This window comes from Polaribacter vadi (assembly GCF_001761365.1).
GTDB classification, from domain to species: domain Bacteria; phylum Bacteroidota; class Bacteroidia; order Flavobacteriales; family Flavobacteriaceae; genus Polaribacter; species Polaribacter vadi.
This window is the reverse complement of the sequence record NZ_CP017477.1, coordinates 3331126-3353274: the sequence shown is the minus strand read 5'-3', so window position 1 is coordinate 3353274 and position 22149 is coordinate 3331126. Positions and strand designations below refer to the sequence as shown.

At 30.0% G+C, this 22149-nt stretch carries 20 protein-coding genes, 1 tRNA gene and 1 pseudogene; 8 read left to right on the top strand and 14 right to left on the bottom strand.

Annotated features, from left to right (window positions below; all coding sequences use genetic code 11):
• Positions 1–37: 37 nt before the first annotated feature.
• From LPB03_RS14455 to LPB03_RS14435, 5 genes are all read right to left on the bottom strand, one after another.
• The gene (locus tag LPB03_RS14455; protein ID WP_065320410.1) at positions 38–3499 is read right to left on the bottom strand and encodes a T9SS type A sorting domain-containing protein; all 3462 of its coding nucleotides are present in this window, start codon (positions 3497–3499) and stop codon (positions 38–40) included.
• A 7-nt stretch (positions 3500–3506) separates the two neighbouring features.
• Complete coding sequence (locus tag LPB03_RS14450) at positions 3507–3806, bottom strand: hypothetical protein (RefSeq protein WP_139059006.1); 300 nt, start codon at positions 3804–3806, stop codon at positions 3507–3509.
• A gap of 128 nt (positions 3807–3934) precedes the next feature.
• Positions 3935–5269, bottom strand: a complete 1335-nt coding sequence (locus LPB03_RS14445) for a deoxyguanosinetriphosphate triphosphohydrolase (RefSeq protein WP_065320412.1) — start codon at positions 5267–5269, stop codon at positions 3935–3937.
• Between the two features lie 367 nt (positions 5270–5636).
• Positions 5637–7415, bottom strand: coding sequence for a ribonucleoside-diphosphate reductase subunit alpha (locus LPB03_RS14440; RefSeq protein WP_065320413.1), 1779 nt, complete (start codon positions 7413–7415; stop codon positions 5637–5639).
• A gap of 4 nt (positions 7416–7419) precedes the next feature.
• A complete protein-coding gene (locus tag LPB03_RS14435; RefSeq protein ID WP_065320414.1) occupies positions 7420–8694 on the bottom strand; it encodes a ribonucleotide-diphosphate reductase subunit beta in 1275 nt (424 codons plus the stop codon).
• A gap of 391 nt (positions 8695–9085) precedes the next feature.
• Between LPB03_RS14435 and LPB03_RS14430 the strand changes: the two genes are divergently transcribed.
• The 3 genes from LPB03_RS14430 (at position 9086) to LPB03_RS14420 (ending at position 11829) form a co-directional block, all read left to right on the top strand.
• On the top strand, positions 9086–9277 hold the full coding sequence (locus tag LPB03_RS14430) for a cold-shock protein (protein ID WP_026775504.1): 192 nt from the start codon (positions 9086–9088) through the stop codon (positions 9275–9277).
• Positions 9278–9370: 93 nt separating this feature from the next.
• Entirely contained in the window at positions 9371–10387 is a 1017-nt protein-coding gene (locus LPB03_RS14425; protein WP_065320415.1) for a COX15/CtaA family protein, read from the top strand.
• Between the two features lie 161 nt (positions 10388–10548).
• Complete coding sequence (locus LPB03_RS14420; RefSeq protein WP_065320416.1) at positions 10549–11829, top strand: FAD-dependent oxidoreductase; 1281 nt, start codon at positions 10549–10551, stop codon at positions 11827–11829.
• Positions 11830–11866: 37 nt separating this feature from the next.
• Here the strand turns inward: LPB03_RS14420 and LPB03_RS14415 are convergent.
• The 3 genes from LPB03_RS14415 to LPB03_RS14405 form a co-directional block, all read right to left on the bottom strand.
• A tRNA-Arg gene (locus tag LPB03_RS14415) sits at positions 11867–11940 on the bottom strand.
• 30 nt (positions 11941–11970) lie between these two features.
• On the bottom strand, positions 11971–12420 hold the full coding sequence (locus tag LPB03_RS14410) for a GatB/YqeY domain-containing protein (protein ID WP_065320417.1): 450 nt from the start codon (positions 12418–12420) through the stop codon (positions 11971–11973).
• A 20-nt stretch (positions 12421–12440) separates the two neighbouring features.
• Entirely contained in the window at positions 12441–12890 is a 450-nt protein-coding gene (locus tag LPB03_RS14405; protein ID WP_065320418.1) for a retropepsin-like aspartic protease, read from the bottom strand.
• 155 nt (positions 12891–13045) lie between these two features.
• On the opposite strand from LPB03_RS14405, the gene LPB03_RS14400 reads away from it, so the two are divergent.
• Complete coding sequence (locus LPB03_RS14400; protein ID WP_065320419.1) at positions 13046–13507, top strand: Na(+)-translocating NADH-quinone reductase subunit F; 462 nt, start codon at positions 13046–13048, stop codon at positions 13505–13507.
• A gap of 85 nt (positions 13508–13592) precedes the next feature.
• Complete coding sequence (locus LPB03_RS14395; protein ID WP_065320420.1) at positions 13593–13781, top strand: hypothetical protein; 189 nt, start codon at positions 13593–13595, stop codon at positions 13779–13781.
• A gap of 101 nt (positions 13782–13882) precedes the next feature.
• Here LPB03_RS14395 and nqrF read toward each other — a convergent pair whose 3' ends face one another.
• From nqrF to LPB03_RS14365, 6 genes are all read right to left on the bottom strand, one after another.
• Positions 13883–15193 carry an NADH:ubiquinone reductase (Na(+)-transporting) subunit F gene (gene nqrF, locus LPB03_RS14390; protein WP_065320421.1) on the bottom strand — a complete coding sequence of 437 codons (1311 nt, stop codon included), beginning with the start codon at positions 15191–15193 and terminating at the stop codon, positions 13883–13885.
• A 1-nt stretch (position 15194) separates the two neighbouring features.
• Positions 15195–15917 (bottom strand): NADH:ubiquinone reductase (Na(+)-transporting) subunit E, encoded by a 723-nt coding sequence (nqrE, locus tag LPB03_RS14385; protein WP_083187342.1) that lies wholly within the window; start codon positions 15915–15917, stop codon positions 15195–15197.
• 90 nt (positions 15918–16007) lie between these two features.
• Entirely contained in the window at positions 16008–16652 is a 645-nt protein-coding gene (locus tag LPB03_RS14380) for an NADH:ubiquinone reductase (Na(+)-transporting) subunit D (RefSeq protein ID WP_065320423.1), read from the bottom strand.
• A 6-nt stretch (positions 16653–16658) separates the two neighbouring features.
• Complete coding sequence (locus LPB03_RS14375; RefSeq protein ID WP_065320424.1) at positions 16659–17459, bottom strand: Na(+)-translocating NADH-quinone reductase subunit C; 801 nt, start codon at positions 17457–17459, stop codon at positions 16659–16661.
• Positions 17460–17461: 2 nt separating this feature from the next.
• Complete coding sequence (locus tag LPB03_RS14370; RefSeq protein ID WP_065320425.1) at positions 17462–18700, bottom strand: NADH:ubiquinone reductase (Na(+)-transporting) subunit B; 1239 nt, start codon at positions 18698–18700, stop codon at positions 17462–17464.
• A gap of 4 nt (positions 18701–18704) precedes the next feature.
• On the bottom strand, positions 18705–20054 hold the full coding sequence (locus tag LPB03_RS14365) for a Na(+)-translocating NADH-quinone reductase subunit A (protein WP_065320426.1): 1350 nt from the start codon (positions 20052–20054) through the stop codon (positions 18705–18707).
• Between the two features lie 185 nt (positions 20055–20239).
• Here LPB03_RS14365 and LPB03_RS14360 point away from each other — a divergent pair, with 185 nt between their 5' ends.
• The 3 genes and pseudogenes from LPB03_RS14360 to LPB03_RS16965 all read left to right on the top strand — a co-directional run.
• Positions 20240–21457: a type IX secretion system plug protein gene (locus tag LPB03_RS14360; RefSeq protein WP_065320427.1), complete on the top strand. Its 1218-nt coding sequence runs from the start codon at positions 20240–20242 to the stop codon at positions 21455–21457.
• A 48-nt stretch (positions 21458–21505) separates the two neighbouring features.
• Positions 21506–21892, top strand: coding sequence for a Co2+/Mg2+ efflux facilitator ApaG/CorD (gene apaG, locus LPB03_RS14355; RefSeq protein WP_065320428.1), 387 nt, complete (start codon positions 21506–21508; stop codon positions 21890–21892).
• Positions 21868–22137, top strand: a pseudogene (locus LPB03_RS16965) (DUF3667 domain-containing protein); the annotation flags it as partial. The gene apaG and the pseudogene LPB03_RS16965, both read left to right, overlap by 25 nt.
• Positions 22138–22149: the final 12 nt, after the last annotated feature.

Genomic DNA, 22149 nt, shown 5'->3' with positions numbered 1-22149 from the left:
CTAATGAGCGTCTTTTTTTTATGTTTCAAAAATGTGTTTATTCTATGATAATCTTTTGAGAAGATTTTTTATTATTATTTCCTATAACTTGTAAAATATAAACTCCTGCATTTAAATTCACAGAAACTGGTTGTTTTTCTTTTAAATTGAAATCTAAAGTATTTTTATAAACACTTTTTCCTGTGATATCAATTATTTGAATTTTTGTTTTCCCAAGAGTGTTTTTTCCAAAAACAGTAAAATTACCTTTTGAAATTGTTGGATAAACAGTAAGTAATTTCACACCATTTACAACATCGTCAATAGAAGCTACAGAACCCTGTATAGATTTTATTGCCCAACCAAAAGAGTTTGCAGCAGGATCTGAAACCAACCTAAATCTAAAAACAATAGTTTCTCCAACAGAAAATCCTTTATCTGTTAAAAGTATACTTTGTGATTTAAATAAATTATCATTTGCACTAGCTGTTACACCTTTATTAAATTCTGTTAGCCATTCTGGAAATCTTCTAGAATCGTATTTATCTAAAGTTTTCCAGGTTTGTAAGTCAGTTGATGCTTCAATAATTACATAATCGTAAAAACTATCTAAATCAGACAAATCATCTGTAAATGGCTCAACAATTGCCATATCTTCATAAATAAAGTTTTTGTTTGCTTCAGTGATTGTTAAAGGTCTTCTTAAGATTGTTGTGTAAACTTTGTTACCTAAATAAGGATGATCTGTATTATTTAAAACTGGCTGAGTTACAGTTCCATCCATATTATTTACACTAAATTCTGCATTAATTGTATATACATCTGCATTAGAAAATTGATCAATACCAGCAGTTTGAGATGCTTCATCAAAGTTTATTACTGAAAATTCGTATTCTTTAAGTAACGTTTTAGAATTTTTACTATCATCAAATAATTGAATTCCAAATTTATGAACTCCCTCTGATAAGTTTGCAGTTTCATATTGGTAAATTACGCCTGTGTTGAAATCTTGAATAACCTCAGGTTTCTCTACATCATCAATAAATATTTTAACTCTATTTACATCATCTGTTGTAACATTATACTTTACCAAAGTTTTGTTACTCTCTATTCCTTTTTGAGCCGATGTTACTGTTGGCTCAGTTAAAAATGTTGGTAATGTATAAGAATCTAATTCATTTAATGTAGCAGACCAAATACCTCTTCCATAAGTTGAAATAACTACCTGATTGTTTACAATCTTCATATCGTATACTGCAACAGGTAAAAAGTTATTTAGTAAAGCCCAAGTACCTCCTCCATTCAAAGTTTCAAAAATCCCAATATCAGTTCCTACCCAAAGTATATTTTTATCAAAAGGCATTTCTATAATACTATGAACTGCAACATCAGGGAAAGTAGTTCTAGATGAAGAAGCAAAACCAGAAATATCTGTCCAAGTAACTCCTAAATCTTCAGTTTTTAAAACTTTTGCAGCATTTTGACTTGAAAATAATGCATATGCTCTATTTCTTTCTGTTAAAGAAACTCCAATTCCAGAAATATTTAAGCTATGGTTATTTTTAGGATTATCATAAGAGCTCGTTTGTTTAAAAGTTAATCCATTGTCTTCTGAAACATGTAAAGAAGTTAATCCATCTTCGGTCATTGCACCTCCAGCCCAAACTACATTCGGGTCTGCTGTCGAAACTTCAACATTCATTGTACTACTATAAGTTGATTGAAAACCTACTGGAATAAGAGTTTGAGTCCAAGTTCCTGCAAAATCTATAGATCTCCAAACACCTGTAGTAGTTACTGCAAAGACTGCATCTGGATTGTTATCTGCATTTGATAATTTTGCATAAAAAGGTGCAGCAGCAGAGCCTGATTCTTCAAAATTAGATAGTGCTCCAACATTATTGATATATCTACCAACTTGCCCATAGTTTTGAGAAACTCCAATAAAATTACCTGGTTTATTATAATGCCAAATAACCTCAAATCCATCTCCTCCTAAAATTTTTTGATATGTTTTTGTTTTATCTGAATTATTTCCTTGAGAAATCCAACAACCATTATCTTGAGCACCAGCAATATAGTTATCTGCACCATTTTGTTTTGTTGCTCCATAAAATTGAGTGCTATTTTTACCAAGTACTAAATCCGACCAATCTCCATCTGAACTTCCTGGATCTGTTTTAAAGGAAGTGCTATATAAACCTCCATCATTAGCTAATAAAATTCTAAAATCTTGATTATTCCCTAAAATGGTAGTCATTCCATGTTGATCTACATGAACATCTGTATTAATTTCTGCATTATTATAACCAGAAGCTATAGACGTAAATGTAAAATTAGCCCCAGAAATTGTAACTTTAAAAACCGCTACTCCACCAACATAAAAAACATTCGCATTAAAAGGATGTGCCATAATAATATTGTCATACCATCCTTGTCCCGTTAATAAATTTGCTTCTTCTGATGATCTAGTAGTTTTTAAATTTGTAAAAGATACTCCCTTATTTCTAGAAACATAAAAATCTGTATTAACACCTACAGTGGCTCCAGAACTAGAATAAACACTTACAAAAATTGTATTTGGATCTGCAGGAGAAATGGCAGTTTCAAATCTACTATGATTAGAATTAAAGTCGGCTCTATCTAAAATGGTTGACCAAGTTAAACCTCCATCAGTACTTTTTACCATTCCAAAATTTCTTACAGAACCATATAGAATATTAAAATTTGAAGGGTCTGCGTCTAAATCTTGAACCCAATTCGAAGAATTATACGTTTGTGTCCAATTATTTCCTCCATTTACAGTCCTATATATTCCATTAGTGGTTCCTATAACTACATTATTTTTATCTAGAGGATTTATTATAATTCTACCAACATCTCCAAATGTAGCTGAATTACTTAAAACAGACCATGTTTGACCACCATCAGTAGATTTAAAAACACCTGCTCCACCAACAGCCCCTAAATTCCCAAAAGGTTCTCCAGTACCAACATATAGTGTATTTGGATCTTGAGGACTAATTACAATTGTTGAAGTTGCTAGATTTGGAATTGTTGTATCTGTTAAGTTTCTCCAAGTAACTCCTTCATCTTCTGTTAACCAAACTCCACCACTTGCAGTTGCTGCAAACCAATTTTTATTATCAGTAGGATCTACAGCAATACCTCTTGTTCTTCCAGGAACATTTGCAGGTCCTCTTTCTGTAAAAACAGGACTCAAAAAGCTTTTACTTTGAGATTTAGATAAATATGCTGTTGCTTTTTTAAATTCCTCTAAAAGATATCCTTTTTGATACGAAGATTCTTTAGCATCAATAGTTTTTCTAATCGCTAATTGATAATCTGCAATTTCTTCTATTCCTTTCTTATGCCTTACATTTGGATTTCTTTTTTGTTTTTTATGTTTAATAGGCTCAATTTCTACGTCATCAATTTTATTATCTTGTTTATGGCAAGATGTAAATAAAAATAAAAATGTTATTATAAAAAAGCTTGTAGTTTTGTAAAATTTCCTCATATTTTTTTTATTGATTTAAATTTATTATTTCAAAACTTTGTTTAGGGTTTTCTTTCTCTATAATTCCTTGATACAGATAGCCTTTTAAACTTTCATTAGTAAACCACTCTATCTTAACTCCTGTAAATTTACCAGACTTTACTTCCTTTTTACTTTTAAGACTTATTACTTTATAATCAAAATCTGTTGTTGCATTCATATCTTCCAAATAACTTAAAATTAAAATTTTAGATTTATCTGGACTATGAATTTCTTTGGTTACTTTTTGTGATTGAAAAACGATTTTTGAAGCTTCTTTCTTTTCCATTTTTTTTGACTTACAACTAATAAAAACAAAAGCTACTAATACTGTAGAATACATAATTTTTTTAAACATCATCCCATTTTTTTTAAAAGCACTTTATAACATTAAATATAAAGCTTACTATTCTGTAACTAAACAATATTACCTTTTAATATCTTATGCATTTTAATAGCATAACTATCAGAAACACCAGCAACATAACTACAAATCGACATAATTCGTTTGTATAAATCACTTTCTTCTATTTTATATTCTTCTGATAATAAACTTAAAACTAATTTGTCATAATTAGATAGTTGATTTTCGAATTGATTGTTTTTAGCTGAAATAAAAACATCTAGAAGGTCTGCTATAATTCTATAGCCAGCAATTTCTTTTTCAATTACTTCTTTACTTTTATATATTTTTTCGATGCTGATTTTAATAATGTCGTTAATCTGTGCCTCATACTTACATTTTTCTAGTAAAGATTTACTAAAACTTCCATTTAAAATAGCTTCTTCGTTGGTAAGGAAAATAGTTACTGCTTCATCAATTAAAGAATTGATGGCAATGGCTCTTAAATAGGCTGTTCTGTCTTTTGTGTGTTTTAGTGCATAATATTTATCTCTATTAATGCCATGAATTAATTTTGACAAATACTCCAATGCATACTCTTCTTCAATTAAACCTAAATTGATTCCATCTTCAAAGTCGATAATTGTGTAACAGATATCATCTGCAGCTTCTACTAAATACGCTAGTGGATGTCTGTAAAAAGAAATATCTGTTTCCGATTTTTTTTGCATTCCCAATTCTTGAACTACGTCTAAAAATTCTGAAGTTTCCGATTGAAAAAAACCATATTTTTTATCTGCAATATGATTCGTTGGTTTTTTAGGCAGACTTTCTTTTGGATATTTTAAAAACGCTCCTAATGTTGCGTAACTTAAACGCAAACCTCCAGAAATACCTTCTCTAGATTCTGTAAGAATTTTAAAACCGTTTGCATTTCCTTCAAAATCTATTAAATCTTGATATTCTTTTGCCGATAATAGGTCTTTATATTTTGCACCTTTTCCCGATTTAAAATACTCGCCAATGGCTTTTTCTCCTGAATGTCCAAAAGGTGGATTTCCAATATCATGTGTTACTGAGGCTGCTGCAACAATGGCTCCAAAATCGTTAAAAGTATACCCAAGTGCTACTAAATTTGGATGACGTTCTAACAAGACCTTCCCAACTCTTCTACCCAAAGTTCTACCCACAACAGAAACCTCTAAACTATGTGTTAGTCTTGTATGTACAAAATCGGTTTGAGATAATGGAATTACCTGTGTTTTGTCTTGCAAACTTCTAAATGCAGATGAAAATATAATTCTATCAAAATCTACTTCGAAACCCAAACGTGTTTCATCTTGTGCTATTCTTGGTCGTTTTTCTGTATCGCCAAAACGTTTTAGAGAAAGGAGTTGTTCCCAGTTCATCATCACTTTTAAATTTTTTCGAAAATACGAAAAAGATGCTACATTTTCTGACTTCTTATTTTTGTTATTATAATTGATGTCTAGAGAAAATTTATGAAATAAATATGATTATTTTTCATGTAGTTTATAATTCTGGAAGAATCTTTTTGTGGTTTTACGCACTCTTATGTGAGATGCTTTCAGCAGGACAAGTTTGCGGATAAATAATTAAGGCTTACAGACAAGTTTAGCCCAGATTGAACGACCTGTTTGAGCTCTTTTTTGCTTTTTTCAAGCAAAAAAAGCGAGTAGTGAAAGCTGGAAATAGCTTCAAAAAAAAAGAGAAACATTGCTGTCTCTCTTTCTATATTTTTAATTGATAAAGTGTTTATCCCTCACAAGATGCACACTCTTTCTTTTGCTTAAATTTCTGTGCAGCATTCATACTATGTTGATAATACATAGATTTTACACCTAATTTCCAAGCATTGATATAAATTGCATTTACATCTTTGGTTGGCATATCTGGATGTACCATCACATTTATAGATTGACCTTGATCTATGTGATTTTGTCTGTTTGCAGCTTGATAAACAATTACGTTTTGATCTATTTCTGAATACGTTCTAAAAACCTCTTTTTCTTCGTCTGTTAAACAATCTAAATGCAACACAGAACCATCATTATCACGAATACTTTTCCAAATATCAGACGTGTTAAAACCTTTTTGCTCTAAAAGATTCTCCAAAATTGGATTTTTAATCGTCGTTTTAATTTTAGCAATATCTTTTACATAAATGTTAGACCAAATTGGCTCAATTCCTTGAGAAACTTGTCCTAAAATAAATGCTGATGATGTTGTTGGTGCAATAGCATTTAAGGTTGTATTACGTCTTCCATATCCTTTTAAAACATCTGGCTCTCCATATTCAACTGCCATTTCTTCTGATGCTTTGTACGATTTTTCTTTAATTATTTTAAAGATTTCGCTATTCAAATCATAGGCTTGTGGACTATCAAAAGCCAACATTTTAGATTGTAATAAAGAATGCCAACCTAAAGCTCCTAAACCTAATGCTCTGTTTTCTTTTGCAAATTTGTATGCTTTTTCCATAAAACGAAACGTAAATTGATCGTCTCTGTTTTCTGAATCTCTATACACTTCTAACTTTGTAATAAATTCTTGCATTACAGCATCTAAAAAGTACGTTAGCGTTTCTACAGCATCTGTATCTTTCCAATCATCAAAATGTAATAAATTTATAGAAGATAAACAACATACAAAAGACCAATCGTCATTAGATGGCAACATGATTTCTGTACATAAATTACTTGCGTAAATTTCGTGGTTTTTATCTTTGTAAACGTCTACAGTTCCATTATTTGCATTGTCTCTAAACAAAATATATGGATACCCAATTTCTCCTCTTCTTTGTAATATTTTTGCCCAAATACTTCTTTTCTCTACATCTCCATCAATCATTTCTTGCATCCATTGATCGCCAACAGTTACACCATGTGTTAATTCTTGGATTGGATTTCCTTCAGTTCCTATTTCTAAAAATTCTTTAATATCTGGATGATCTACAGGTAAATAAGGTGAAAAACGACCACGTCTTACAGAACCTTGACTTACAACATCTACCATTTTCTCGAACAATTGCATAATGTGAACTGACCCAGATGATGAACCGTTATTTTTAACATCTGCTCCTCTTTCACGCAATTTTCCAAAATAACCAGAAGTTCCTCCTCCTAATTTAGACATCATACCAACTTCTGATTGTGAGAATAAAATATCTCCCATATCATCTGCAACATGACTTCCAAAACAGCTAATTGGCAATCCTCTTCTTTTCCCAAAGTTAGACCAAATTGGAGATGCTAAAGAATAATAACCAGCAGCCATGTACTTGTAAAACTTGTCAGAAAAACCAGGTTTGTTTAAAATACGTTCTGCATTATCTGCAATTTCACGAATTCTTTCTTCTGGAGTTGTATTACCAGTTAAATATCCAGATTCTAAAAATTTACGACTATTTTCTGTTAGCCAAGTAATTTCTGGTGCTGTATTTTTTTCTAATATTTCTTTTCTAGAGGTATTTCTAGCTTGTATTAATTTTTCGTATTCTGTAAGTTCGGTGGTTTTGGTGGTGTTTTGGTTCATGTTTTTAAAATAAATCGTCGCTAGTTATACTTTTTGTTCTTTTACTATAATTGATTGATCTTTTTACAAAGAAATCGCCATGTTTGGTTCCAATAATTTCATCATCAAACCAATCTGTTTCTGCTAATAATTTTTGATCGATGTCAAAGATTTTTGGAACTCCTATACTTTCTAAAGAGTTATTAAATCTATTTTTAATAAATTCTTTAATTACTGCTTTTGGTAAGAAATCTAATTCTCCTTTTTCAAAAATCCAATCGATAATTTTACTTTCCGAAAGAAAAGCTTCTTTACAAGTTTCCTGTACAACTAAACTGTTGTCTTCATCAAACCAATCTGGGTTTTCTTCTTTAATAATTTTAATTAAATCGATTCCAAAATCTCCGTGAATTTGTTCTTCTTTTGATGTAGCCTCAACCACGTTAGAAATACCTTTTAACACGTTTTTATGTTTGTTAAAAGCCATGATAATTAAAAATTGAGAAAACAAAGAAACGTGTTCTATAAATAAAGAGAACAAAATAATTGATTCTGAAAACTCTTTATTATTCTCGCTATTTACATTTTTTAATGCCAACTCTAAATAGTTAACACGTCTCATAATTACAGGATTTTTCTTTAAGTTTTTAAACTCGTTATTCAATCCTAAAATTTCTAATAAATGAGAATATGCATCATGATGACGAACTTCACTTTCTGCAAATGTAGAGCCTACTGAACCAATTTCTGGCTTTGGCATTCTCTTATAAATATCTCCCCAAAAAGATTTTACTGCAACCTCTATTTGAGAAATTGCTAACATCGTATTTTTAATAGCACTTTGTTCTACATCAGTAAGAGTCGATTTAAAATCCTGTATATCACTTGTATAATTAAATTCGGTATGAATCCAATAAGAATGCCTAATAGCATCTACATATTCGTTTAATGCAGGATATTCATATGGTTTTAAATTCAACCTTTTTTCAAAGATGTTTGTTTTTCTATTTCTAGTCTGTTCATCTCTATATAATATATACGCTTTTGCAACATCATGAAAACGACTATCCATTAATTTATACTCTACAATATCTTGTACTTGCTCAACAGTGGGTGTGTAATTAGGTTCATTCAACTTTCTTTCTAACAAAGTACCATTTACAATATTTGTAATAGCAATTGCGTCTCTTCTTGTACCATTGTTTACAGATAGCATCGCTTTTTCAATGGCATTTGTTATTTTTCCTAATTCGAAATTGCTAGTTTCAGAATCTCTTTTTATGATTTGGGTTATTTCCACGATGTTGTAATGTTATTTAAACGTTATTAAAGATGTTAACAAAGATTGCCTTTTTTAGTAAAAAAAGCAATCCATACTTATCCACAAAACAAGCGAGTTTTTAACAAAATGGTATTTTTTTGAGTTTTATCACTTAAAAAAATATTTTTACAACTAATTGATTTATAGTTTTTTATAATTAAAAAAACGCTACAACCTGTATTCCTATTGACATTCCTAAAACAAGATTTCAATTTTTTATTTTAATCATTATTTTCTAAAAAAAACTTCTTTTATAAATCTCCTATAATCACTAAAAAAAATAATTAAATATGATTTAAAAGCCGATTTGATAAAATCAATTACAATTAATGTATATTTGTAGTATTATTAACATTTATTATATATCAAAGTGAAAACAGGAACAATAAAATTCTTCAACGAATCTAAAGGATTTGGATTCGTAACAGAAGATGATTCAAACACAGAGTATTTTGTGCATGTATCAGGATTAATCGACGAAGTAAGAGAAGGTGATGCAGTTGAATTCGATTTAAAAGAAGGTAGAAAAGGCTTAAACGCAGTAGACGTTAGAGTTATCTAATATTATTTAGATTTTTTTTACATAAGAACAAGTCGCTTAATTAATTTTAAGCGACTTTTTTTTGGCGTATTTTTGCAGAAAGTTTTATATCTGATGAAAAAAAGATTTCCTAAAATTGTACAATACTCAATAATTTCTGTCTATTTAATTTTCTTAGCTGGCTCAGTTGTTAGAATGACAGGTTCTGGAATGGGTTGCCCTGATTGGCCTAAATGTTTTGGATACTATATTCCACCAACATCTGAAGAGCAAATAACTTGGAAACCAAATACCGAGTATAAAAAAGGCATTATTATAATTAAAGACGAGGCATTGTTTGTTGCTGATAAAAACATTACAACTGCAGATACTTTTACAATAAAAAACTGGTCTAAATACACCAAACACGATTATAATAAGTTCAATAAATACCATACTTGGACAGAATATATCAATAGATTAGCTTCTGTTTTAGCAGGTTTTGTGTTTTTATTTTTGATATACGCATCAACCAAATTCTGGAAAACGGACAAACGAATTCCATATTTAGCATTTACAGCTTTCTTTTTAATGTTGATTGAAGCAGTTTTGGGTAAAATAGTTGTTGACACCAACTTGAAACCAGAAATTATAACCATTCATATGGTTATTGGGTTGATTATTATTGCGCTTTTATTACAATTAAAATTTATTATTTCTGATAAAAAAACCTATAATTACAACTCACTTTTTAATAAGTTACTTATAATTTCTGTTATTTTTTCGTTGATACAAATTGCAATGGGAACTCAAGTTAGGCAATTTATAGATGAGCAAGTAAAACTGTTTGGTTTCGAAAATAAAAATTATAGTTTAATGGATCCTAGTTTTAAATTCTATTTTCATAGATCTTTTACCATTGCAATTGTGTTGGTAAACCTGGGTTTATTTTACATTAACCAAGTTAAAAATCTTGGTTATAAATTAGTAAATTGGATTGTTTTCTTATTATTTCTTGAAACTATTACAGGTATCTTAATGTATTATGCAGAATTTCCTTTAGGTACACAAGCTGTACATTTATTAGCAGGTGCTATTTTATTTGGATTGCAATATTATTTATGGTTACAAAGTAGAAAATCTTTAAATTAATAGTATTATTTTTAACCATATTAGTTAGTTTTTGAGTGTTTAAAACCTGAAGAATTAGAAAACCTTTAAGATTATCATTTTTTGAAGAATTAGAAAAAGATAATTACATATTCAATATAATAGCTTTTGAATCAAAAAAGCAATACTAAAACGAATTTAAAATGGAGAAATCAGCATATAAAATACATATCATTGGTGCAGGAATTAGTGGTTTAATTGCTGCTCAAATTTTAGAAAATCATGGGTATCACCCAACTATTTTAGAAGCTACCAATTCTGTTGGTGGTCGTGTAAAATCGGATATTGTTGATGGTTATACCTTGGATCATGGCTTTCAAGTTTTATTGACTTCTTATCCAGCAGCTAAAAAATATTTAAATTATGACGCGTTAGAATTGCAAGAGTTTTTGCCTGGAGCCACCATTTTTAAAGACAATAAACAGCAAACTATTGGAGATCCTCTTCGTAGTTTTTCATTATTATTTCCTACGTTATTTTCATCTATTGGTACTTTTGCTGATAAAACAAAAATTCTAAAACTAAACATACTTTTAAAGAAGAAGAAAATTGCTGCAATTTTTAAGACAGGTGAAACATCAACCTTACAATATTTGCAAGATTTTGGTTTTTCTGATGAAATAATTAACGATTTTTTCAAACCTTTTTTTAGCGGAATATTTTTGGATCCAAACTTAGAAACCTCAAGCAGAATGTTTGAATTTGTATACAAAATGTTTGGTGATGGCTTGGCTGTTTTGCCTAAAAACGGAATTCAAGAAATACCAAATCAGCTAAAATTAAACTTAAAAAATACTACTTTTAAATTTAATTCGCCTGTAAAAGAAGTAAAAGATAAAGAGGTTATTTTGCAAAATGATACTATTTTAAAAAGCAATTTTACGATTATTGCAACAGAAGCAAGCAACTTAATATCAAACTTAAAAAACCAAGAAACAGCTTGGAAAAGCTGTGAATCTTTATATTTTGAAACTGATAAAAGAGTTATTCAAAAACCTTTAATTGGTTTAATTTCTGATGAAAACTCGTTGATTAATAATATTTTTTATCACACAAGTTTGGCAACATCAACCAAAAACAATAAAGAATTACTTTCTGTAACTGTTGTAAAAGAACACCAATTAACCGATTTAAATTTAATTTTGAGAGTTACAGAAGATTTGAAAAGGTTCTGTAATATTGATGTGAAAAAGTTCTTGAAACATTATCATATTAAAAAAGCGTTGCCAAAATTAACGAACTTACAATATGAAATTTCTAGCACAGAAACCAAATTAAAAGCAACCGTATTTTTAGCAGGAGATCAACTATTAAATGGTTCATTAAATGCAGCTATGATTGCTGGAGAAAGAGCAGCTTTAGGCGTAATTCAAACGTTAGAAGATGGTTTAATTGTAGATGAATTAACATCTGAGTATTCCTAATAAAAAAACTCAAAGCAATTAACTTACTTTGAGTTTGTGACCACGAAGGGATTCGAACCCCCAACCATTAGAGCCGAAATCTAATATTCTATCCAGTTGAACTACGTAGCCATTTTTATTTCAGAAAAAAATGTTTAAATTTTAAGCTAAATTTTTCTTCACTAAAATAGATATTGTTTTACCATCAGCTTTTCCAGCTAATTCTTTAGAAACAATTCCCATAACTTTCCCCATATCTTGCATACCTGAAGCACCTAATTTATTGATTGTTGCAAGAACAACTTCTTCAATTTTTTCTTCTGATAACGCTTCTGGTAAAAATTGCTCTAAAACTGCAATTTCAGCTAATTCAGGTTCTGCTAAATCTTGCCTGTCTTGTTTCAAAAAAATAGCAGCACTGTCTTTTCTTTGTTTTACTTGCTTTTGAATTATCTTTATTTCTTGTTCTTCTGTTAATTCAGCTTGAACACCAGTTTCAGTTTTAGCCAACAAAAAAGCAGATTTTACAGCTCTTAAAGCTTGTAAAGCAACAGTATCTTTTGCCTTCATTGCCTCTTTCATTTTGTCCATTACTTGTTTTTGTAAACTCATTTTTTCTTATTTTGTATTGATTATTTTTTGGTTTTTTTTAAATATAAAGTATTCTTATTGTAATCTATAAATGCCTTTCCTTTTCGTAAAATATCTGCGCCAATAATTCCATGAACTTCTTTGGCTTTATGTTGTGTTAAGGCCGTATTTACATGGGTTAAATCGAACAAAACTAAATGACATTTTTTAGTTTTCCAATCACCAATTTTAAGTAAATTATTTTCTGATTGTTGAGTTTCCATATCTACAGCTCCTGCTCCAGCTGCTTTAGTTTCGCTCTCTGTAGCATCTAAATTAAAATAGGAAATCATATCAATCCCAACACAAGAATTAGAAGCTCCTGTATCTAAAATAAAACTACCTTTTATACCATTAATTTTAGCTTTTAACTCTAAGTGGTTCGTTGCAATTTTTTTTAATTTTATTTTGATGTACTTATTCTTCTTTAATATTTTGTGTATGCGTTTCATGATGAATCATTTCTAAGAATCAAAAATACGACTTAAAACAATTACCTAAAAGGAGTTGTTCACTAATTTAAATTTATTAAAAATAATAAGATTTAAACCTTCTCATTTTAATATAATTACAAATTTTATTATATTTAGAAAGTAAATTATAGCTTATGAAAACTTCGCAAAGATTAGAACACGCTTTAATTAAATTGTATAATGCGTATCATAATAACAGGTTAAATCCAGAAGATTGTACAGCTTGTGCTGTTGGTAATATATTAGACAATCAAGATAGTTGGAAACATCTTTCTAATGAACATGGATCTCTGCAACTAAATTATATTGGTAGCGTTCATCAAAATTTGGGAAGAAAATTTAATGGATATACTCCTCAAGAAATTTTACAAATTGAAAAAGTCTTTTTAGATTCTTGTGGATTTAAAACACCACTTTGTCATTACAATCCAAAACCACAAAACCCGACTTCTAATGAAGCTCTATTTAATGGTTTAGTTGCAGTTGTAGAACTTTTATGCGAACTGGATAACGAACCAAATGTGCTTGATTTTTCTAAACTATTTGAGCAAGAAAATGGAGAACCTGTTTATCACGTTAAAACATTTTTAGCTTAATTGTTAATGAGTTATTATATAATTGCATAGGATTAACTTATATTTTAAATACGACGTAATTTGCAATTGATAAAACATAACAATTATGAAAAAAATAATGTTCTTAGCATTTTGCCTTACTATTTCTTTAACTTCTTGTAGAGATGATAAAAAAAAGGAAACAGTAAAAACAGAAACAGAAGCGAAAAAAACGATAAGTGTAGAAACCTCTAAAGGCTCTGTAAAAGCAGATGACAAAGGGAATGTTGATGTTAAAATTAAAGATAAAAACTAAATTTATTCTTTAATTTTCTCGAATTCAAAAATAAGAAAACCGATTCAAAATTAATTGAATCGGTTTTTTATATTTAACATTTGTTCGGAATTCTACTTTGGCTATCCTCCAAAATCATCAAAACGTATATTTTCATCTGGCATACCAAAATCTTCTCCCATTTTCTGAACTGCTTTGTTCATTAATGGTGGTCCACAGAAATACAATTCCATATCTTCTGGAGCATCGTGTTTACTTAAATAATTGTCAATTACACAATTATGAATAAAGCCTACAAAACCATCACCTGACTCATCATAAATATCTTTTTTCACTTTCCAATTATCAGACTCTAAAGGATCTGATAAAGCAATGTAGAATTTAAAGTTCGGGAAATCTTTTTCTAAAGCTCTAAAATGATCAATATAAAATAATTCTGCTTTAGAACGTCCTCCATACCAATACGTTACTTTTCTTCCAGTTTTTATGGTTCTGAATAAATGATATAAGTGAGATCTCATTGGAGCCATACCTGCTCCACCACCAACATATAACATTTCTGCATCAGATTCATTGATAAAGAACTCTCCATAAGGCCCAGAAATAACACACTTATCTCCTTTTTTCAAATTGAAAATATAAGAAGAAGCAACACCAGGATTTACATCCATCCAGCCGCCTTTTGCTCTATCAAAAGGAGGAGTTGCAATACGTACATTCAACATAATTTCTCTTCCTTCTGCAGGGTAAGAAGCCATAGAATATGCTCTTTCTACAGTTTCAGTATTCTTCATTACTAAAGGTCTCAAATTAAATTTGTTCCATTCAGCCTCGAATTTATCTGGAGTTTCATGTTCTTCTGGGTGTGCAGTAATATCCATATCAGCGAATTTTACTTCACAAGGAGGAATTTCAATTTGAATATATCCACCTGCTTTATAGCCCATATCTTCTGGAATTTCAACAACAAATTCCTTAATAAAAGAAGCTACATTATAATTTCTAACAACTACTGCATCCCATTTCTTAATTCCAAAAACTTCTTCTGGAATAGAAATATTCATGTCTTGTTTTACTTTTACTTGACAAGCTAAACGTGCTCCTTCTTTTAATTCTTTTCTAGAAAAGTGAGGAACTTCTGTAGGTAAAGCTTCTCCTCCACCTTCATTTACATGACATTCACATTGTATACAAGTTCCACCTCCACCACATGCAGAAGGTAAAAATATTTTATTATTCCCTAAAGTAGATAGTAATGTATCTCCAGAAGCTACTTCAATTTCTCTTTCACCATTAATCATAATCTTTACAGGACCTGATGGTGATAATTTTTGTTTTACAACTAACAATAAAGTAACCAATAACAATGTTATTATTAAAAAAGCTGCTACTGTTGCTATTATAGTTCCTGTTGTACCTGCTGCTAAAATCATATTATTGTATAGTTTTAGTATTTTTTGCTAATTCTTCTTTCACTTCCTTTTTCTCCACTTTTTCAATTTTAGCTTCTGGTTCTGTAGAAGGTTCTCCTTCTTCATCTCCTCCTGTTAACATTCCACCAAAACTTAAAAAACCAATTCCCATTAAACCAGTAATTATAAAAGTAATTCCTAGACCTCTTAAGGCTGGAGGAACACTTGAATATCTGATTTTTTCACGAATTGCTGCAATGGCTAATATTGCTAAAAACCATCCTATTCCTGATGAAATACCATAATTTAATGCCAATCCTAGAGTTTCAATTTCTCTAGCTTGCATAAATAAACTTCCTCCCAAAATAGCACAGTTTACAGCAATTAATGGTAAGAAAATACCTAAAGAATTGTAAAGTGATGGAGAAAATTTTTCAACAATAATTTCTACCAATTGTACCATGGTTGCAATTGTTGCAATAAACATGATAAAAGAAAGGAAACTTAAATCGTAATCTGCATATTCTGGTCCTAACCAAACAAGAGCACCTGGCTGTAATAAATACTGATCTAACAACCAGTTTAAAGGAACTGTTATTGCTAGTACAAAAATTACTGCTGCTCCTAAACCAACTGCTGTTGATACTTTTTTAGATACTGCTAAGTATGAGCACATACCTAAGAATACAGCAAACACCATGTTGTCTATAAAGATTGACTTGAAAAATAATTCTATATGTTCCATATTTTTTATTTTAATACTGATTTTACTTCAGTATTTTATTTTTTCAATTTTTTTTTAGATGATGAAATAAATTAACAACTATACTCTGTGTTAATCTTCAATTAATGATTTATTTCTGCTACGTTGAACCCAAATAATAAGTCCTACAATTATTAGTGCCATTGGAGGCATTAACATAAAACCATTATTTTCATAACCTGTTGCATATAAACCTGTTTTTTCGATAGCATCTCCTAAAACTGGCATTCCAAATAAAGTTCCAGAACCCAATAACTCTCTGAAGAAACCAACAATTATTAAAATAACTGCATATCCTAGAGCATTTCCTATTCCATCCAAAAAGGATTTCCATGGTCCATTTGCCAATGCAAATGCTTCAAAACGCCCCATAATTATACAGTTTGTTATAATTAAACCAATAAAAACAGATAGTGTTTTACTCAGTTCGTACTGAAAAGCTTTTAAAACTTGATCTACAATAATTACCAATGCAGCTACTACAATTAGTTGCACTATAATTCTAATTTTAGAAGGTATAATGTTTCTCATTAAAGAAATTACAACATTACCAATACCTAATACAAACAATACTGCAATACCCATTACCAAAGAAGCTTTTAACTCTGCAGTTATTGCTAATGCAGAACAAATACCTAATACTTGTATAGTAATTGGATTATTATCTGCTAATGGATCTGTAATTAACTTTGCGTCCTTTTTTGAAAGTAATCCCATTTTAAATTATTTTTTTAAGTTTTGGAAGTATGGTAAATACAACTTTAAATCCTTTTTTATCATAGCAGAAATACCATCACCAGTAATTGTTGCACCAGCTAAAGCATCTACTTCATAATCGTCTTTATCTTCATTTTTAGGGTCGTTATTCCCTTTAGCAACGTTTATTCCTTTGAATACTCCTGCTTCCGTTAATAATTTTTCACCATAAAAATCGTCCATAAAATAACGTTGTTTTATGTTAGCTCCAAGACCAGGAGTTTCTCCTGCATGATCAAAAAATGTTCCTTTTACAACCATATCTTTATCTAAAGCTATATAACCCCAAATAGCATCCCAAAGACCTTTTCCTCTAACTGGTGCTACATATACAGTTTCACCTTCTAACGTACCAATAAATAAAGGTAAAAATCTAGATTTGCCTTCTTTTGCTCTTGTTTGCTGTTTTTTAACATCAATTAAATAAGGTTCCATTCCTTTTCCTTCGTCTTTAGAATCCATAAATTCTTGACGTGTCATTTGATTGATAATTTTTCCATCTTTATATTCTAAAACTAATTGTTCAGAAATATTTTCAGAAAATTTATTTGCAACATTATCTGTGGATACAAAGGCAATATCTCCTGTACCTTCATTTTCATTTACACCCATAGCATACAAAATATTTTGCTGAGTTTCCATTCTTTCATTTTCCTTAATTGCAGGTTTTAATGAAGATGCTGTAAATGCTAATAATGATCCTACAATAATTACCATTGCAATGGCGAATATTATTGTATAACTATTACTATCTGTGTTAGCTGCCATAATTAAGCTGTTTTTGCTTTTAAACGTTTCATTCTTCTTTTAACATTTCCTTGAATCACATAATGATCGATTGTTGGAGCAAATACGTTCATCAATAAAATTGCTAAAAATACTCCTTCTGGATATGCAGGATTAAATACACGTATCATAATTGATATAAAACCAATTAAGAAACCATAAATCCATTTTCCTTTATTTGTTTGTGAACCACTAACAGGATCTGTTGCCATATAAACAGCACCAAATAAAACACTTCCTATAATTAAATGTTGCCAGAAAGGAACACTCATTAATCCAAAGAATTTACTAGTATCTGTAATCCAACCAGCGTTTACAACACCGTTAAAAATTAATCCCATTGTTAATGCACCAACAATTGCAGAAAGAATAATTCTCCAACTTGCAACTTTTGTATAAATTAAAAACAAACCTCCTAAAATAATTAGAATTTTAGAAGTTTCACCAACAGAACCTGGCATAAAACCAAAAAACATGTCCATTTTATCTACACCTGCTAAAACGCTATTTCCTAATTCAGGTAAATTTGAATTTTGTGCGTATGCTCCTAAAACAGTTTCTCCAGAAATTGCATCTGCAGTTCCTGTTCTGCTCACTGCTTCATGAACCCAAACTTTATCTCCAGACATCCAAGTTGGATATGCAAAAAACAAGAAAGCTCTAATTGTTAATGCAGGATTTAGAATATTCATTCCTGTACCACCAAAAACTTCTTTACCAATTACAACACCAAAAATAACGGCTACTGATAACATCCATAAAGGAATATCTACAGGTACAATTAAAGGAACTAACATTCCTGTAACTAAATACCCTTCTTCTACTTCATGCCCTTTTATAACAGCGAAAATGAATTCTACTAAAAGACCAACTCCATAAGAAACTAGTACTAAAGGTAAAACTGTCCAAGCTCCAACCACAAAATTATCCCAATTGATAAAATTGCCAAAAAGAGAAGCTTCTCTAATAACACCTTTTGCTGCGTCTATAGCTGCATAATGTTGATAACCTGCGTTAAATATTCCAAAAAGCAAACATGGAATTAAAGCCATAATTACAATATTCATTGTACGCTTTAAATCGTCTGCAGCTTTTATATGAGTTCCTCCATGAGTAACTTCGTTTGGTAAATATAAAAAGGTATGGATTGCATTAAATGCAGGCGCCATTTTTGTTCCTTTATATTTTTCCTTTAAATTATGTAAGTTTTGTTTTAAGCTCATAATCTTATCCTAATTCTTGTCTCATTAAATCTAAACCTTCGCGAATTATTTTTTGATGTGGTTGCTTTGAAACACATACAAATTCGGTTAATGCAAAGTCTTCTGGAGCTATTTCATAACCACCTAAAGCTTCCATTTCATCTAAATCTTTATACATAAATGCTTTTAACAATTGCATTGGATAAATATCTAAAGGAAAAACCTCTTCGTAATTACCTGTTACAACAAAAGCTCTATGCTCTCCATTTGTGTTGGTATCTAAATCGTATTTTTTATTTGGCGTTAACCAAGAAAAAGTAAGTGCTCTTGATGTTGATATTTTATTAAAAACAGGCTTATTCCATCCAAAAAACTCATAATCATCTCCCTCAGGAATTGCAGTAATTTGGTTATCATAATACCCTAAAAAGTCATTTTCTTTAACTTCTTTTCCAGAAAGTACGTTACCACTTATAACTCTAGTTCCAGTAGTTTCTGCATTTTTTGCAATAACATCAGCAATTGTAGCACCTGCAATTACAGTTACATAATGTGGTTTACTAAATTGAGAACCTGTTAAAGCAATTGTTCTTGTAAGATTAAACCTACCTGTTAAAAACAACTCTCCAATTACTAAAACATCTTCAATCTTTAAAGTCCAAACAACTTCGCCTTTATTAATAGGATTTATTTTTGCAATGTGAGTCCCAACATTTCCTGCTGGATGTGGCCCTGAAACTGTATGTAATTCAACACCAGAAATTCCTTGAAAAAAAGAACCTTCATTTTTACCTACAGCAACATGAACTTTACCTTCTGTTAATTTGGTAATAGCCTCTAAACCAGCTTTCAACTCTAACTCTCTACCTTTTAAAGTGTAAGATAAATCTGGAGCTAAAGGTGCTGTGTTACTTGCAGAAATAAAAATTGCCTTTGGTGCTTGGTTTGGGTTTGCAATTACATCATAAGGACGTTGTTTTACAAATGGCCAGCAACCTGATAAAAATAAATGCGATTTCACATCTTCTGAAGACATAGATGATGGCTTTTTTACACCAAAATCTGTATGCTCAATAGTTGCATCAGCATTAATTTTAATTGCTAAAATTTTCCTTCTTGCTCCACGTAAAACCTCTGTTACTGTACCAGAAACAGGACTTGGAAATAAAATTCGCTCATCGTTTTTATCATAGAACAATGCTTGTCCTGCTTTAACGTTTGCGCCTTCTTTAGCCAATAATTTAGGTGTAATTCCGTGGAAATCTTCTGGCTTTACAGCATACACACTACTTAAAGGAATATTAGTAGTTGTTTTTTCTGCCTCGCCAACAAGCTTAATATCTAAGCCTTTTTTAATACGAATGTCTTTTGACATAGTAATTTGGAATTGTTAGTTATCTTTAAAAATCATGCAAATTTACGGTTTTTAGCAACTATTTTTAATATAAATATGATGTAATCTTGTTAAAGAAATACTATTTATACTAATTCTAAATTAGCGAAAAATCAAATATTATCAGATATTATATTTTTGGCTTAAAATTTGATATTTTTGTAATTATGATGAAAAAAACTTTACTAATTGCACTCCTTTTTATATGGATTAAAATAGATGCTCAAAATATTAAATCAATTCAATTAAGACCTTTGCAAGAAAACAACTACTCAGCAATTGTTCCTTTAGGTACTGTTTTACAACTGTCTTTTGATGATTTAGAAAATGACAGTAAAGAATATCGATATAAAATAGAACACATGACACATGATTGGCAAAAAAGCAGACTACTTTCTAGCCAATATATAAATGGTTTCGACGAAAACTCCATTATAAATATTACCAATTCTTTTAATACTTTTCAAAATTACACGCATTATGAAGTTAAAATTCCGAATGTAAATACTGTAATTACTAAAAGTGGAAATTATCTTTTATCTGTTTTAGATGATTATGATGAAGTTGTTTTTACTAGAAGATTTGTGCTCTATGAAAACGCTGCTACTATTGGTGTTCAAGCTACTAGAAGTAGAAATGCAAAAACTACCAATACACAACAAACTATAGAGTTTACAATAAACCACCCAAATATAAGAATTAACAATCCACGACAAGAGGTGAATGTTGTGGTTCTTAAAAACGAGAATTGGAATGAAAAAATTACAGATTTACAACCTACTTTTTTTCAACAAAACCAATTAAGGTACACGTATACAAACAAGACTAATTTTTGGGGAGGAAACGAATATTTAAATTTTGATACCAAACTCATCAGAAATAAAAGTTTAAATGTAGTTCGTATAGAAATGAGGGATGTTTTTCATCATTATTTATATCCCTACACCTATAATCCTGATTTAGAATATAGATTTAATCCTGATATAAATGGACAATTTGTATTTAGAACTTTAGAAGGAAACACTCCTAATACTGAAGCAGATTATGCTATGATGCACTTTACTTTATATGCAGACGCCCCTTTTTTAGATAAAAGTGTACATGTGTATGGTGCTTTCAATAATTTTGAAATTGAAGAAGAAACTAAATTAGTATATGACTTTGAAGATAAAAGTTACAAAGGAGCTATTTTAATGAAACAAGGTTTTTACAATTATACGTTTGCAACTGTTGATAAATTTAACAAAGTTGACACCAATGAAATAAATGGTACTTTTTTTGAAACTGAAAACCAATATACTGTCATCACTTATTTTAAACCTTTGGGTGGATTATATGATAGAGTCATAGGAATTGGCACAGGTTTTTATAATCAAGATAGGTAAAGAAAAATGATTTGTGTTTTTTAAACAAAAAAACTACATTTACCTTTCATGGTAGAGCAAATTACAAAAGGCATAAAAATTATTGTAGAAACAAAATATAATGGAACAAGTTATAGAAATAACAGGTTGTATTATGTCTTTGCCTATTTTATAACTATCGAAAATAATTCTGAACAAACTGTAAAATTAACAGATCGTTTTTGGCAAATTTTCGATTCGCTTAACAAAACTGAAATTGTAGAAGGTGAAGGTGTGGTTGGGCAAACCCCAATTTTAAAACCAAATGATACGTATTCTTATAGCTCTGGCTGTTTTTTAGAATCTAACATAGGTTCTATGAAAGGTTTTTATACGATGCAAAACACTAAAACTTTAGAGCATTTTAAAGTTACAATTCCCACTTTTCAACTATTAACACCAATCGTATCAAACTAAAAAAAACAAAAAATAAAGTCGCTAAAATTAAAGATGCTGCCTGCTTAAATTGTGGGCATCCTTTTAATGGACATGAAAAATTTTGTCCTGAATGTGGCCAAGCAAACAAAGGCAATAAAATTACCTTTAAAAGTTTTATACATGAAGTTTTTAACGGCTTATTTAATTTTGAAGCCAAATTCTGGAATACAATTATTCCTCTTTTAATAAATCCTGGTAAAGTTTCTAGAGATTATATTGATGGTAAAAGACAACGT

Bases quoted from the DNA above. Each gene is read 5' to 3' on its own strand.
- LPB03_RS14455 (WP_065320410.1), bottom strand. From the start codon at position 3,499: ATGAGGAAATTTTACAAAACTACAAGCTTTTTTATAATAACATTTTTA.
- LPB03_RS14450 (WP_139059006.1), bottom strand. From the start codon at position 3,806: ATGGAAAAGAAAGAAGCTTCAAAAATCGTTTTTCAATCACAAAAAGTA.
- LPB03_RS14445 (WP_065320412.1), bottom strand. From the start codon at position 5,269: ATGAACTGGGAACAACTCCTTTCTCTAAAACGTTTTGGCGATACAGAA.
- LPB03_RS14440 (WP_065320413.1), bottom strand. From the start codon at position 7,415: ATGAACCAAAACACCACCAAAACCACCGAACTTACAGAATACGAAAAA.
- LPB03_RS14425 (WP_065320415.1), top strand. From the start codon at position 9,371: ATGAAAAAAAGATTTCCTAAAATTGTACAATACTCAATAATTTCTGTC.
- LPB03_RS14420 (WP_065320416.1), top strand. From the start codon at position 10,549: ATGGAGAAATCAGCATATAAAATACATATCATTGGTGCAGGAATTAGT.
- LPB03_RS14410 (WP_065320417.1), bottom strand. From the start codon at position 12,420: ATGAGTTTACAAAAACAAGTAATGGACAAAATGAAAGAGGCAATGAAG.
- LPB03_RS14405 (WP_065320418.1), bottom strand. From the start codon at position 12,890: ATGAAACGCATACACAAAATATTAAAGAAGAATAAGTACATCAAAATA.
- LPB03_RS14400 (WP_065320419.1), top strand. From the start codon at position 13,046: ATGAAAACTTCGCAAAGATTAGAACACGCTTTAATTAAATTGTATAAT.
- LPB03_RS14395 (WP_065320420.1), top strand. From the start codon at position 13,593: ATGAAAAAAATAATGTTCTTAGCATTTTGCCTTACTATTTCTTTAACT.
- nqrF (WP_065320421.1), bottom strand. From the start codon at position 15,193: ATGATTTTAGCAGCAGGTACAACAGGAACTATAATAGCAACAGTAGCA.
- nqrE (WP_083187342.1), bottom strand. From the start codon at position 15,917: ATGGAACATATAGAATTATTTTTCAAGTCAATCTTTATAGACAACATG.
- LPB03_RS14380 (WP_065320423.1), bottom strand. From the start codon at position 16,652: ATGGGATTACTTTCAAAAAAGGACGCAAAGTTAATTACAGATCCATTA.
- LPB03_RS14375 (WP_065320424.1), bottom strand. From the start codon at position 17,459: ATGGCAGCTAACACAGATAGTAATAGTTATACAATAATATTCGCCATT.
- LPB03_RS14370 (WP_065320425.1), bottom strand. From the start codon at position 18,700: ATGAGCTTAAAACAAAACTTACATAATTTAAAGGAAAAATATAAAGGA.
- LPB03_RS14365 (WP_065320426.1), bottom strand. From the start codon at position 20,054: ATGTCAAAAGACATTCGTATTAAAAAAGGCTTAGATATTAAGCTTGTT.
- LPB03_RS14360 (WP_065320427.1), top strand. From the start codon at position 20,240: ATGATGAAAAAAACTTTACTAATTGCACTCCTTTTTATATGGATTAAA.
- apaG (WP_065320428.1), top strand. From the start codon at position 21,506: ATGGTAGAGCAAATTACAAAAGGCATAAAAATTATTGTAGAAACAAAA.